This window comes from Loigolactobacillus binensis (assembly GCF_005405165.1).
GTDB lineage: Bacteria > Bacillota > Bacilli > Lactobacillales > Lactobacillaceae > Loigolactobacillus > Loigolactobacillus binensis.
The window spans coordinates 1-14,302 of record NZ_BJDN01000042.1; the positions used below are offsets into that span (position 1 = coordinate 1).

Below are 14,302 nucleotides of genomic sequence, written 5' to 3' on the forward strand. Positions count from 1 at the left end.
GGTTTATTGAGCATAAAAACACCTCACCATTTCTTATGATGAGGCTATCATACCGCGGCCGATACGCTATTTATAGTCGGTCTGTTATTGGGTGCTTACCCTTAACAGCCGTAAATTTAGTTTTTTGCATTAATAAAAGCCTTGCAGAAATTGATCTGCAGGGCTTTTATTTAGGCTTGACGTAATTTTAGTGCTAACGCTAAACTCCGATCAGCAATGATCGACTGTGAGTCAGCAACTGGATAATCATGATTAGGTGCCTTTTCCTGGGCTAAGGATAATTCTGTACAACCAAGAATGATTACATCAACGTGTAAATCATGCAGCATATCGGCTAAGATCTCGTGGTAAAGTGGCGCATCAACTGCACCGCGCTCTTCTTTGATCGATTGATAAATCAGCCGATTAATTTTTTCTTGAATTGCTGGCGTAGGATCTACTTCGGTCAATCCAGCTGCAGCAATATATTTATGGTAAACCTGACTACTGATCGTCCCAGCCGTCGCGGCTAACCCAATTCTTTTAGCCTGCGGATACCGCTTTTGCAGCGCCTTAACCGTTTCTTCCGGCATATTTAAGAACGGTACATCACTGGCCGCGGCTAATTCATCATAGAAATAATGTGCGGTATTGCAGACCATCACCATAAAATCAGGCTTTAATAAATTCTGCTGTTTAACGTCTTCTAACAAATCAGGCAAAAAATTAGGCTGGTTGTGATCCAATAGATAAGTCGTGCGATCAGGCACTGTGGCGTGATTGACTAAAATATAATTCAAATAATCCTGATCATTTTTCGCTGGGGTTCGCTGATTTAAAATCCGGATATAACTTTCGGTGGCCATTGTCCCCATGCCACCTAAAACTGAAAAGAAGTGACGCATTACATGTCCCCCTTATTTTCCTTAAAGTAATTCTTGAAGCGGCCGTTATAAAGATAGAAAGCATATTTTTGCAACACATAACGTTTAGGGCTCATATCTTGCTTAAAGAAAACCGTCGTGCCATAGCGCTTAGCAGCTAGTAAAGCCAAGGCTCGCTTTTTATCCGCGTTATCACGTGCATACTGCTTAAAGACTTTAACTGGCACACCGAGCCATAACTTCTGTTGGCCTTCATTTTGATTAGCGTAAACCGTTGGCTTGTCCTTCAGCGCACCAGTCACCCGATCTTCCACCACATATTCGGCCAAATTATAACCATTTAAAGTGACAAAGAAGCTACTACGCCCTTGACGTAAATTAATTTCAAATAATTTAAAAGTTTTATCCCGCCGATCATACTTCATATCAAAATTACAAAAACCAGTAAAATTAATGGCTTCCAAAAAGTGCTGGATCTGATCATAAACCGCCTGATTGTATTCTGGCAAAATGGCCACATAATTACCAATATCTGCTGGTGTAGGATCTTCTAAAAGTGGATGGCCTAAACACATCAGCTTAACGTGATGATATTGATCAACGTAGCAATTCAATGTGCGCATATTGCTATCATCGCCAGGAATAAAGTCCTGTAAAATCAGATCAGCGGTATAACCATGATCATAAATTTTACTAACGATATCGTCAAATTCGGCCCGGTCTTTGATGCGAAATGCCTTTTTACGACCAGCAAATTGAATATCTAACCATTCAACTGCATTAGACGGTTTTAGGGCCACTGGATATTCATAGGGAACCTTGATTTTAGCAACGCCCTTTTCATAATCAGCCTTACTGATGATCTGAGTCAGTGGGTGCGGTAAATCATAGCGATCAGCCATTTCATAAAAAGCCTCTTTGCTGATCAATTTTTCCACTAGATCATAATCAACGTAAGGAACTACAAAAGTTTTCTCCAAAAAAGCCTTGTGTTTAGAAACAAGTTCCACATAACCGTCACCACAGGCGATCAAAACGGCCTTTTTATTGATATTTTCGTACCGTTTAGCAATTTTGGTCATGTTTTCAATAAAACCTGGATCTTCATTAAAGCCAGGAAAAGTTTCAACATTAACGATTTTGCTGTACTTGGTTGGTGCGAATTGTATACTAGCGTATGCGGTCGATTTAATACCATAACGTTCATAAAAAGCCCGTGCCATCCCGTAAACGTTGATGTCGCTCCCTAAAAGTACGGGAATAAAATCCATCTCACTATCCATTATGCTTGCAATCCTCTCACTATTTCTTTGGCAATGACCATATCAGTTGGATACGGTGTATCTACCCCATTGACCTTTTGAAAGGCATCATCACCCTTACCAGCTAATACCACAATATCATTAACGGTACTAGCGGTAATTGCTGCGGTGATCGCCTTTTTGCGGTCTACTTCAATCGTAACCTTAACTTTGCTGTGGTCAATATGTGCATCGATTTCTTGAGCAATTTTTAAGGGATCTTCAAATCCAGGATCATCGGCGGTCAAAAACGCCACGTCAGCATATTCGGTCAAAACTTTACCGAAACCAGCACGCCGCGAAACACCTTTATTACCCGGACTACCAACAACTACGATAACCTTGGCGTTTGGCTGCTGCCCTTCAAGAAAACTAAGTAGCGCCTTCATACTCGCATAATTATGCGCATAGTCAGCATAAATGGTGCCATGGGCCGTCGTTTGTAACGACTCCATCCGCCCTGGCACATAGGCCATCGCCAAACCCGTTTGGATCGCTGTAGTCGGCGCGTCGGCCAGACTAGCAGTGATCGCAGCCGCCACAGCATTACTTTCATTAAAGTTTCCTGGCAGACTAAGTTTGTATTGGCCATTTGCACTTAAGGCCCGGGCCTTATCCGTTTTGGCGTACAGTGTAAACTGACTAGCCATTAAATCCGCTTCTTCGCTCTGATACCGAAAATCAATCGGCGGTAAAGCGCGACTTGGTTGGAAATCTTGTTTAGCAAACAAGTAAATATCCTCCGGCTGACTAGTCGTTTGTGCAGCCTGATAAACTTCATTTAAGTGATCCGTTTCGGCATTGAGCACACAGATCCGTGAATTGACTAATAATTGTAATTTACAATGTAAGTAATCGGCAAAGTTCGGGTGCTCTGTCGGGCCAATATGATCCGGTGTGATATTTAAAAAAACCCCAACATCAAAATGAAGCCCGTAAACACGATTCTTTTTATAAGCTTGCGACGAAACTTCCATCACTAAATGCGTCATCCCTGAATCAACAGCCGTGCGCATATCGTGAAACAGATCCAATGATTCCGGTGTCGTCAAATGTGATTTGAATTCTTGTTCAGGTTTTGGGCCAACAATTCGATCAATTGTTGAGAACAATGCCGTTTGATTATTAGTGGCCGTTTTTAAAATATTATGCGTAAAATAACTTGACGTGGTTTTACCTTTGGTTCCGGTATACGCAATAATAAATAATTTATTTTGCGGAAAATCAAAATAAGCTGCACTGATCAAAGCCATTGCCTTTTGAATATTGGTGACAATAAAAGCCGCTAGCCCAGCACCTTCAGTAAATTCTTGTTCAGCCATATAGGCGCTGGCGCCATTTTGACGTGCCGCCGTCAGGTATTCTGGCTTAAAGGCTCCTTTACAGAAAAAAAGTGATTCCGCACTACATTTGCGTGAATCATAAGCAATTGCGCTTACAGCCGGCGTAATTGTATCCGGGATCACCGCCTTAAGTAATAGTTGGTGTTCTTTCAGTAAGTTAGTTATTTCGGCAAATTGTAACTGCATACGATTAACTGCCTCTTTCTTACGTTTTTCATTTTAAGTTTGGTTAAACAGTGACTGTAACCTAGCTCAACCACTAAGTGCGAGGAACTAGTTGGCCACTGCTATTCACAAAATTTATCCCTTAATTATAGCACAAAAGCGATAAAGCCTAACAGTATCATCGCCTTTCAGTGTAGCATGCAATGGCTAATCATACTAGAGGCCGACGCCGCAATTATTTGGAAAATGTTTAGTTAGAGATACCCACGCCTGCAGCACCAAAAGGTAATGATAAAAAAACTGGCAACATCATAGTTGTCAGTTTGACTTGCTTTGTTTAAAAGAAATCTGCTATTTGTGCCTTGAACAACGCAAAACCAGCTAATTTACTGATCGACTTTTGTGCTGTTATCTCAACAGCCTTTGGTGTTTGGCCTGGCAAATAACGTAAAGCGACCGCCGTTTTAAGCCGCGCAGTCCCAACTTTTTGACCAGCAGTAACTGGCGCACTTAACGGCGTTTTAGTTGTCACCTTATAATTTAATTTTGCGTGTTGTGTTTTCGGTAACCAGAAACCAACAGTAGCAGCTAAACCAACCGACGTATTCGTCTGTGTACCCAATTTCACCGGCAATCGCGCCTGATTGCTTGGCGCGGTTCCTTTAGCCAAAGTTTGATAGCTTTGGGTGTTATAAACCGAATTCATAATTTTTGCCGTTTCAATAAAACGCGCATTAGCATTGGTATCATTTTGATTGGCGTGCATAACCACCGTAATAATTCGCCGCCCATCTTTTTTAACCGTACCAGTAAAGCAAGCACCAGCCAAATCAGTGGTTCCCGTTTTTAAACCATCAACGGCCAAATTAGTATCCGCAGCAGCTTGACCTGGCAACATATAATTCCAAGTTTTTAGCGTAGTGGCCGAACTAGTCCCCTTAGCAAACGCCATACTTGTTTGTTTGGTGGTATTCAGAACTTCAGGAAAGGCTTTTAGTAAATGTTGGGCAACAAGTGCCATATCTTGAGCTGACATTTTGTTTTCATCCGTTTTTGTCGAGCCCGGATAAATATCCCCATCCAAGTAACTATTATTCAGTCCACTTAGATTAACAATCTGCGCATCATTAATGCCCCACTTTTGTAATTGCGCACGCATCTGCTTAACTGCCGCAGTTTGTGAACCCGCAAAAGCGTCACCTAAAAGCATTGCCGCCGAATTAGCCGACTGGACCAACGCCGCATCATATAAATCACGCACTGAGTATTTACTATTTTCCGTTAGCGGTACATTAGTTAATTCCGTGTTCTTAGTCAATTTATAAGCTAATGAACTGACCGGTACCTGTGTATCCCAGCTGATTTTACCTTGTTTGATCGCATTTAAGGTCAAATAAACCGTTAATAACTTAGTCATCGAGCCGATCGGTAGGACTTTACTGCCATTTTGATCGAATAAAATTTGGCCACTTTGAGCATCCACCGCCAAGCCTGCCTTAGCGTCCACAGTGGTTGCGGCTAAAGTTGGCGCTGTGCTGCCCAATAATAAACCAAAAATTAACGTAACCCGGATCATAACTTTCTTAAACATAATTTCTCCTCTACTTCAACACAAATACCAATTATATGGACACCATTATCAGCCTATAACAAACCACCTTACTTAGTGGTTCGTGCTGGTAATTTTTCGCCATGTTGCAAAGGCAAGCGAATTACAAAACTAGTTAAATGCTGCTCCGAAGTAGCATAGATTTCCCCATCATGCAGCGAAACAATACTTTGGGCAATGGCCAAACCTAGACCCGTACCACCTGTTGCTGTTGAGCGTGATTCTTCAACTCGATAAAAACGATCAAATAGTTGTGTCAAAGCATTGTGCGGAATCGGCTTACCATCATTAGCAACTTTGATAACCACTTCCTGACCGTGCGCGATCGCCGATAAATAAATATGGTGACCACCAGTTCCATATTTTAAAGCATTGCTGATCAAATTATTGAAAACCCGACTTAACTTCTCCGCATCCGCGGACATAATCAAGGGGTTCGGTCGATAATCAACACTGATCTGCATATTTTTCTTGTGCGCCTCAAGTTCGAAACTAGCCGCAATCTGTTCCAACATTTGTCCCATATCTAATTGCGAAATTGTCAAAGGCGTCGTCGTTTGTCTAACCTTCGTGTACTCAAATAAATCTTCAACTAGGCTTTGCATTTGCTTGGCCTTATCAAAGGCAATATGGGCGTATTGCAATAATTGCTTATTACTTTTATATTGATTTTCCTCGATCAAGCCTAGATAACCAATGATCGAGGTCAACGGCGTTCGAATATCGTGACTAACATTAGTGATCAATTCATCTTTAGAATTTTCGATTTTACGCTCTTCAGCCATTGATTGCACTGTAGAATCCACTAGTGCATTGATACTCAAAATCACCCGCTGGAGATCACCGCTTAATTTAAACGGAATTCGGTGTTCAAAATGACCATCCGCAATGTAATGTAATTCGGCAATAACATGACTGAGCTGCATTTGATGATAGCGGCGAATTAACCGCCAGTACACCACCGCTGTATCAAAAAGCAGCATAAAAAACGTGAAAATATTTTGCCAACTCATCAAATGAAAGCCATTCGGCCCAATTGCAATGGCATTTTTAATCTGAAAAATACCATCGTTTAGAGCCTGATTATTTTGAATAGCTTGATTTAAAATCACGATCACCGATAAATTTAACAGTAATAGTAAAATCACCGTCACCACGCCTTCAATGAATAAAGCGCTTTTCTCCCGGCCGGTTAATTTCAATTTTCGTTCCGCCTCCACTAGCAAACCTAATGCGCTTCGACTTTATAGCCGACGCCCCAAACGGTTTGGATCACTTTTTCACCATCAGTGGCTTCTTCGATCTTATCTCGCAAATGACTGACATGGACCATCACAGTTTTTGCGGAGACAATACTTTCTTGTTGCCAAACCCGCTCAAAGATTTCATCAGCAGAAAAGACCCGGTTCGGATGACTGGCCAGTAAATATAAAATACCAAATTCCAACGCCGTTAATTGAATTTGCCGACCGGTTAGCGTCACGACTTCATGGGAATCTTTTTTGATTTCCAACGGGCCAACTTCTAATACATCTGGTGTTGCGTTAGTCACTTGCTGTTGACTACGACGCAATAACGACTTGACCCGGGCCATTACCTCCAATGGGTTAAAGGGTTTAGAAACATAATCATCGGCCCCACTGATCAAACCTTGGATTTTATCCATATCGGCAGTTTTAGCTGATAACATTAAAATCGGAATCTGTGAATCTTTACGAACTTCGCGGACAACTTCCATCCCATCCATCGTCGGCATCATAATGTCTAAGATCATCAACGCAGTATCTGGATTAGTGGCTAACTTAGTTAGCGCTTCTTTACCATCATAAGCTTTAAGCGGGGTATACCCTTCATTTTGAATATAAATACTTAATAACTCAACGATATCTTTATCATCATCAACGACTAAAATCTTCATGACCTGGGCCTCCTAAATTTAGGCTGTTATTTATAACTACTAATTATACGGACATAACTGTTCTTAGTGTAGCAAATTAATCTTGATTTTTCTTTAAAATCGGCGCATAAAAAAAGAATTGCCCTTTTCAGGACAATTCTCAGAAACAGCCGCTTTATTTAGCGGCTAATTTAGCTTGATAGCTTTTAGCAATAGCCGCGATCAAATCATCATCAGTCAATTTAGTCACTTGTTTGATCACCGTTGTAAGGTCATTGTCTTTTAATAGTTGTTGTAACTTAACACTTTCTTCATCTTTTGGTTCATCATAAGTGAAGATCATGCCAACAGTATCCAACAAGACATCATAGTTTAAGTTGCGCGCTTTTAATTCGCGAATCGGGCGAATGAAACGTTCGTCAAAACCTAATTTACGAATTGGTGTCCGAGCAACACGAGAAATATCATCGGAAATATAAGTGTTTTGGAAACGCGCCGCAACCTTATCTTGATAAGCCTTTAATTCTTCAACGGTAAAGTCCCATTTATGGCTTAACAAGTCGCGTGTTTCTGCTAAGGCACCTTGCAATTGCTTGAAGATTTCTGGATCCGCAATCGCTTCACCAATAGTAGTATCACCTTTGTATTTGCCAGTGTAGGCAACAGTTGCATGACCTGTGTTAACGGAGAATAATTTCCGTTCAATATATGGTTCCAAATCAGGTACATAAACAACTGTATCTAACTTGATTTCTGGACGGGCCATTTGTGATTCGTCGACTACCCATTCTTTAAAAGGTTCAACAGAAACCGCCAAAGGATCTTCGTGATGTTGTAATGGCACGATTCGGTCAACGGCCGCATTAGGAAAACCAACGTAGCTGTCGGCATAATCTTTGTCAGCACCGGCTAAATGTTTGTAAACTTCAGTTTTTAAGAATTGACTACCACCGATCATATTTTCGCAAGCAATCACATCTAATTTAGTTTCGTCATTAGCCTTGGCCCGTGCCTTGATACCATCAGCAATCAATGGTGCGATGAAAGGTAAGATCTTAGGCCCAATGGCGGTCGTTACCAAATCAGTCTTTTCGATCGCAGCAACAACTGCTTCTGGATGATCCTTATTGTTTAAACCATCAACATTAGCAACATGAATTTTTTCATGGCCCGCAGCTGCCAATTCAATATCATATTCATGCCGTTGATTCAAAGCATTGATAATTGTGCTATTAACATCAACAAAATCAATACTAAATCCATTTGCAGCTAAAGTTTCCCCAATAAAGCCACGACCAATATTACCTGCACCAAAATGTACTGCCTTCACACTACTCAACCTCTTTCAATAAGTCTATAATTTCAGCCGCTGATTGTGCATCAGCTAACTTCTCTACATTATGAATGTCACTGCAGAATAATGCAATCTGTGACAATAATTGTAGATGTTCACCGTTTAGGCCAGCGATACCGAAGACTACAGTGACTAATTTTTCATCTGCTGGATCGTCAGCAAAGTCAACTCCCCAAGGTAACTGGACAATTGAAATGCCTGTTTCCTTGATGTATTGTTTGCCGTCTTCGGTACCGTGGGGAATGGCGATGAAATTACCCATATATACGGATACATCCCGGTTACGCGCCAACATTGATTCAATGTACGGTGCGTCAACGTTTCCATTGTCAACTAATAATTGACCAGCCATGCGAATGGCATCTTCCTTGGTTTTCACTGATTGATTGATGCTGATCAGCTTTTCGTCTAATCCCTTCACTCAAGGTCACCCTTTTCTATCGATTGTTGGTTGAGATACTTAATTTCGTCTAAGAACAAACTGCTGACCAGCTGATAAACGATCTGCTGACTACCAGTTTTATAAATAGCCAAGTTCAAATCACTTTCGATGATTGAACCGCTAATTTTGCCCATCAAACTATTTTCTGCAAAAGTCATTTTTTCTGGTCCGAGCATTAAGAGCACTCGAGTCAAAGCAATGGTTTGACCATCCATTGCGGTGATCGTTAACGGCGTGCTTAAATCATAAATCGAGAAAAACGGCCGTTTAATACTGTGATCCGTTGTGTGGATCAAAGCCAATGGTGAATCCGGAATGCCCACTGGCGCCTGCTGCATTCGTTTCAGCAACTTATCGGCGATCCGTTGTGGCTCGGTTAAGATTACCCCGCTCAAACTAGTTGTGATCTGCCCTAATGTAGCCAGTAGATCCTGATCTGTGTTAACAATTTTTTGTACCGTGATTCGCTCCAAAATGTCATTAGCCGTTTTCATCACTTCATACGCCGATTTAAAATCTTGCGCTCGCTCATTCAACTGCGGTTGCGCCACCGTTGACTTAGGTTCTACCTTGCCATAGTACGTTTGTAAATACTCACTAATTTCTTTGATCTCACTTTCTAGCAATAGTGGGCTGATCATTTTATAATTCAGTGGGAACCCCGGTAATACGATCGTCGATAACACAATGTCATATTGATTGGGATCCAAATGATTAAGATCAGCTACTCGCGAAACGTGGATTTTAGTTAGTTCAGGAATATTTTTGCGCAACCGTGTTTCCAAAATCTTAGCAGTTCCGATTCCGTTAGCACAAACCACCAGCGCAGATAGGCTAGAGCGTTTGACGCGTTTTTCGTAGGAAGATGCAAAATGAATCACCACGTACGCCACCTCACTGTCAATAAATTCGGTTTGTGGGAAAACAGTTTTCAAAGCCCGCGCCACAATTTTGTATAGTTGTGCGTATTCGGTTTTGATTCGCTGTAATACTGGGTTGTTCAACTCCGGTAATTGTGAATGCGATCGTTTTAATGCAGCCGCTAAATGCGCCATCAAATCAGTAAATAGCTGATCATCCTGCCGGAATTCCCACTTAAAAGCAGTGGAAACATTCTGAACTAATTCACGAATTTGGTACGATAATGCCAAATCGTAGTTCTCCAATAATACGTTCTTAGGTAGTGCAAAGCTCATCCCTTGAATCTGTAAAGCTAAAAACTCCAACTCCAACAAATTAACGTGATCACGAATCGACGCCGGAAATTGATTAAAAATATCAATCGCCACCTGTTGATATTTAAATAATTCATTTTTATCAACGTGCTTTAACTCATTTAACGTCTGTTTAGCCGCGATGCGCATTGCTGAGATCGTCAACACAATGATCAATTGCTGCAGTTGACTGTCAGAAAATTGGCTTAATGATTGCCGCTGATATTTTTTGATGGCCTGATAGCTGGTAGCCAACAAAGTCGGCTCCAATAATTTGATGAAGTAGCGAGAACTGTACTCGGTTTCCGTCACTGATAAATGCCGTTGTTCCAAATACTCAAAAAACTCATACTCGTTAATTTCACTATTCAGTACCCCGCTTAGGACCCGGCGCAGATTACTTTCCTTGCCAGTTACCTGCACCCCTTGCGCTTTCTTACGTGCTAATTGAAGTCGATAATCGGTTAAAATTGTTTCAATTGCCGTTAGATCCTGAGAAATCGTGGGCACACTCACACCAAACTCATCGGCCAGCTGTTTCATAGTAATTACTTGATCCCGCAATAGTAAACGGCATGTTTCTGCACTTTGTCGCCGATGAACATCAAAATATTCCGGATGCTCTGCAGTGGTGATCTGCTGCTTTAATTTTTTCAAAGCCGCTGGTTCACCAACTAATCGATAACGATTTTGCTGCTTAAGCAACTGAATCTGCACCCGCGCCAACGTGGACTCCAAACTAGATAGTTCACGGTAGATCGTTCGCCGACTAACATTTAAATTTTTGGATAGATCCTCTCGGGTCAAACCTGTATCCTGCCGTAGTAATAAGAAAATTATCTCTGCTTCACGATTGGAAAAATACACCATTAACCAACCCTTCTGGCAACGTTTAAAAGCGGCTTATAGTCCACCGCTTTTGAACGCGCTTATTTTAATTTCGAGATAATTTTAGCATACTCTGCGTCATCTAACAGGTTTGCAACCACAATAATTTGTAAATTACCAAATTGACTCTTGATCCGCTTAGCCGTTTCTTTGCTAGCTAAAACCAAAACTTGTGCTTGATCGTTTAATTCATTGACAGCGACGTTTTTAACTGGAATTTCCTTATTGGCTTTACGTAAAGCACTACGGAAAGTTGCCATCGCCATCGTTGCTGAACCAACATTCTGATCATGATGTACAAAGTTAACTTCTTGAACTTGGCTGAAATCAACAGCATAGTCGCTATCCCCTGCTGGAGCAGCTTGCGTACTTGGCACAACCGCTTCATCAGTCGAAGTGACATCTTTAGTCTTCAAACTAGTGATGATTTCATCATACTTGGGACTATTTAAGAAGTTCTCAACCGCAACATGCACGGCATTCGGCGTTTGTTTCAAGGCCCGATCAGCTAATTCTTCCTGCGTAACTACTAACAAACCAGGTTCGTCTTTCAAATTACTGATAGCAGTATTAGTAACTGATTGGTTTAAACCGGCCTTCTTCACCTTATCCCGTAGAATAGAGGCACCCATTGCGGATGAACCCATTCCGGCATCACAAGCAAAGATGATCTTATTAACTGTACCACCAGCCATAATTGCTTTGGCATCTTTAGTATCAGTACCCTTTGCACTACTCTTCATTGATTGCAACTGTGCTTGACTATCTTCTAGACTAACCTCTGGTGTTTTATCCCGCCGTAGGATAACCATTGAGACTAAGAACGAAACAACCGTTGCGGCAGTAACCCCAAGCAAGACACTGGCAAAGTTACCTAAGCCTTTTGGTGTCATCAATAAGATAGAAATAATTGAACCTGGTGATGGTGAAGCCTTTAAACCAGCACCTAACATGTTAAATGTAAACGTACCAGTAACACCACCAGCGATAACAGACAAGAATAACATCGGTTTCATTAAAATATATGGGAAGTAAATTTCATGAATCCCACCTAAGAACTGAATAATAATTGCACCTGGTGCAGATGATTTAGCATTACCTTTACCAAACAAGGCGAAGGCTAACAATACACCAAGGCCTGGACCTGGATCTGGTTCCAATAAGAACAGGATTGATTTACCAGCTTTGGCAGCTGCTTGAATTCCTAATGGCGTCAAAATACCTTGATTGATTGCATTATTCAAAAATAAAATTTTGGCTGGTTCGATAAAGACGTTAGCCAATGGAATTAAATGAATTGAAATAATATAGTCAACACCAGTTGCTAACCAACCGCTGACCGTTGATACCACTGGGCCGATCGCATAAAAACCGATAATAGCTAAGATCATGCCAATAATACCGGCTGAGAAATTATTAACTAACATTTCAAAGCCTTGACGAATGTGTGGTTGAACGTGATCGTCCCACTTCTTAATACACCAGCCCCCTAAAGGACCTAAGGCCATCGCACCAATAAACATTGGAATATTAGCACCAACAATGACCCCCATTGTTGCAATTGCACCAACAACACCGCCACGATGGCCCGCAACGGCTTTACCACCGGAATACGCAATTAATAATGGCAATAAATAAGTAACCATCGGTGTTCCTATTTTGGCTAAATCCGCATTAGGTAACCAACCGGTTGGAATAAATAAAGCTGTCATAAGTCCCCAGGCAATAAATGCCCCGATGTTTGGCAGTACCATATTCGATAATGCACTGCCTAAACGTTGGACTCTCGTTTTAAGTGAAGTTTTCTTTTTGGAACTATTTGCTGTCGCTTCCATAGCTTAAAACGCTCCTCTCTTTTTTCTATAAATTCATTGTAGCGCTTACAGGGATAACGGCAACCAGAACTTTGGCACAGAAAAGTGTGCCATTTCTAAACCTACTATATTTTAGTTTAGAAAAACCAAGCAAAAGTCTTGACTATTTTTCAATCCGATTTATAATTGGACTATACCAATAAAGGTAAGATAATTGATGAAAAGGGGTTCTAACGTAATGAACGTAATTATTGTTAAAGATCAAGTTGAAGGCGGCCGTAAAGCAGCAGATATGGTAATCAATGCCGTTAAAAATGGTGCTAAGGTATTAGGCTTAGCAACTGGTAGTACACCAGAAACCATGTATAAGGACTTAATTGCCAGCGATGTTGACTTCACTAAAATGACTTCCGTTAACTTGGACGAATACGTTGGTTTAGCACCAGAAGACGATCAAAGCTATCATTACTTTATGGCAAAGCATTTATTTGATGCTAAACCTTTTGCTAAAAGTTACGTTCCTAACGGTTTAGCTAAAGATGCTGACGCAGAAACAGCACGTTATAACAAAGTAATCGCTGACAACCCAATTGATTTACAAGTTTTAGGTTTAGGTCGTAATGGTCATATTGGCTTCAATGAACCTGGTTCACCAATTGATGCCCAAACTCGTAAAGTTGCTTTGACTGAATCTACTATTGAAGCTAACTCACGTAACTTTGAACATGAAGAAGATGTACCTAAATTTGCTTATTCAATGGGTATTGGTTCAATCATGAAGTCTCACAACATTATCTTAATGGCCTGGGGCACTGAAAAGGCTGATGCAGTTAAAGGCCTGATCGAAGGACCAGTTACACCAGATTGCCCAGCTAGTATTTTACAAAAGAAAGACAATGTTACCGTCATTGTCGACGAAGCTGCTGCTGCTAAATTAAGCAATAAATAATTTAAACTAAATGATACAAAAAGCGTTGTCTGACGAGGCAACGTTTTTTTAATACCATAATTTATTTGGCCGCTGGCTAAAGAACACGAAAGCCAATTGTTGCCACATACTTTACCCCATGGCCGTGATGGATCTGTTTAATGTTAAGCCAAATAAGTGCGCCTAAACACACGGAATATGGATAACATGGGGTGCCCAAAATATAGTCTAACAAATCATGTGTGCCTAACTTGCGGTAAGCACGACGACTGTATATTGCCTCTGCATGTGTATATGTGGTTGGATCATGATCCTTTAAAACCTAGCTATGTGCTTGGACAATGATCCGATTGTTACACGTTGTTACGCGAACCACTGAACCGCTGTAAGCACCAAATAACTGACCGACTATCAAACTAACTAAATCCAAGTTATGATTACCTCATCAAATAATTGGTGAGGTGATTTTTATTGGCAAAACCCG

At 41.0% G+C, this 14,302-nt stretch carries 11 protein-coding genes; 1 reads left to right on the top strand and 10 read right to left on the bottom strand.

The features are described from left to right. Positions 1–170: 170 nt before the first annotated feature. The 10 genes from FFM78_RS12910 to FFM78_RS12955 form a co-directional block, all read right to left on the bottom strand. Positions 171–884, bottom strand: coding sequence for an aspartate/glutamate racemase family protein (locus FFM78_RS12910; RefSeq protein ID WP_137638809.1), 714 nt, complete (start codon positions 882–884; stop codon positions 171–173). Continuing rightward, the gene (locus tag FFM78_RS12915) at positions 884–2,146 is read right to left on the bottom strand and encodes a carboxylate--amine ligase (protein ID WP_137638810.1); all 1,263 of its coding nucleotides are present in this window, start codon (positions 2,144–2,146) and stop codon (positions 884–886) included. The genes FFM78_RS12910 and FFM78_RS12915 overlap by 1 nt, the downstream gene beginning before the upstream one ends. After that, positions 2,146–3,693 carry a UDP-N-acetylmuramoyl-L-alanyl-D-glutamate--2,6-diaminopimelate ligase gene (locus FFM78_RS12920; RefSeq protein WP_137638811.1) on the bottom strand — a complete coding sequence of 516 codons (1,548 nt, stop codon included), beginning with the start codon at positions 3,691–3,693 and terminating at the stop codon, positions 2,146–2,148. The genes FFM78_RS12915 and FFM78_RS12920 overlap by 1 nt, the downstream gene beginning before the upstream one ends. A gap of 316 nt (positions 3,694–4,009) precedes the next feature. Beyond that, positions 4,010–5,263 (bottom strand): serine hydrolase, encoded by a 1,254-nt coding sequence (locus tag FFM78_RS12925; protein ID WP_223877091.1) that lies wholly within the window; start codon positions 5,261–5,263, stop codon positions 4,010–4,012. Positions 5,264–5,331: 68 nt separating this feature from the next. Then, entirely contained in the window at positions 5,332–6,483 is a 1,152-nt protein-coding gene (locus FFM78_RS12930) for a sensor histidine kinase (RefSeq protein WP_137638812.1), read from the bottom strand. Between the two features lie 26 nt (positions 6,484–6,509). After that, positions 6,510–7,199: a response regulator transcription factor CroR gene (croR, locus tag FFM78_RS12935; RefSeq protein WP_137638813.1), complete on the bottom strand. Its 690-nt coding sequence runs from the start codon at positions 7,197–7,199 to the stop codon at positions 6,510–6,512. A 154-nt stretch (positions 7,200–7,353) separates the two neighbouring features. Beyond that, positions 7,354–8,508, bottom strand: a complete 1,155-nt coding sequence (locus tag FFM78_RS12940; protein ID WP_137638814.1) for a mannitol-1-phosphate 5-dehydrogenase — start codon at positions 8,506–8,508, stop codon at positions 7,354–7,356. 1 nt (position 8,509) lies between these two features. Further along, complete coding sequence (locus FFM78_RS12945) at positions 8,510–8,953, bottom strand: PTS mannitol transporter subunit IIA (protein ID WP_137638815.1); 444 nt, start codon at positions 8,951–8,953, stop codon at positions 8,510–8,512. Beyond that, on the bottom strand, positions 8,950–11,058 hold the full coding sequence (locus FFM78_RS12950; protein WP_223877092.1) for a BglG family transcription antiterminator: 2,109 nt from the start codon (positions 11,056–11,058) through the stop codon (positions 8,950–8,952). The genes FFM78_RS12945 and FFM78_RS12950 overlap by 4 nt, the downstream gene beginning before the upstream one ends. Positions 11,059–11,117: 59 nt before the next feature. Next, positions 11,118–12,911, bottom strand: coding sequence for a PTS mannitol transporter subunit IIBC (locus tag FFM78_RS12955; RefSeq protein ID WP_137638816.1), 1,794 nt, complete (start codon positions 12,909–12,911; stop codon positions 11,118–11,120). A 217-nt stretch (positions 12,912–13,128) separates the two neighbouring features. On the opposite strand from FFM78_RS12955, the gene FFM78_RS12960 reads away from it, so the two are divergent. Next, complete coding sequence (locus FFM78_RS12960) at positions 13,129–13,839, top strand: glucosamine-6-phosphate deaminase (RefSeq protein ID WP_137638817.1); 711 nt, start codon at positions 13,129–13,131, stop codon at positions 13,837–13,839. Positions 13,840–14,302 lie beyond the last annotated feature (463 nt).

What these genes read in the sequence shown, in the direction of transcription:
- FFM78_RS12920 (WP_137638811.1), bottom strand. Translation starts at nt 3,693, where the DNA reads ATGCAGTTACAATTTGCCGAAATAACTAACTTACTGAAAGAACACCAA.
- FFM78_RS12950 (WP_223877092.1), bottom strand. Translation starts at nt 11,058, where the DNA reads ATGGTGTATTTTTCCAATCGTGAAGCAGAGATAATTTTCTTATTACTA.
- FFM78_RS12915 (WP_137638810.1), bottom strand. Translation starts at nt 2,146, where the DNA reads ATGGATAGTGAGATGGATTTTATTCCCGTACTTTTAGGGAGCGACATC.
- croR (WP_137638813.1), bottom strand. Translation starts at nt 7,199, where the DNA reads ATGAAGATTTTAGTCGTTGATGATGATAAAGATATCGTTGAGTTATTA.
- FFM78_RS12960 (WP_137638817.1), top strand. Translation starts at nt 13,129, where the DNA reads ATGAACGTAATTATTGTTAAAGATCAAGTTGAAGGCGGCCGTAAAGCA.
- FFM78_RS12955 (WP_137638816.1), bottom strand. Translation starts at nt 12,911, where the DNA reads ATGGAAGCGACAGCAAATAGTTCCAAAAAGAAAACTTCACTTAAAACG.
- FFM78_RS12910 (WP_137638809.1), bottom strand. Translation starts at nt 884, where the DNA reads ATGCGTCACTTCTTTTCAGTTTTAGGTGGCATGGGGACAATGGCCACC.
- FFM78_RS12925 (WP_223877091.1), bottom strand. Translation starts at nt 5,263, where the DNA reads ATGTTTAAGAAAGTTATGATCCGGGTTACGTTAATTTTTGGTTTATTA.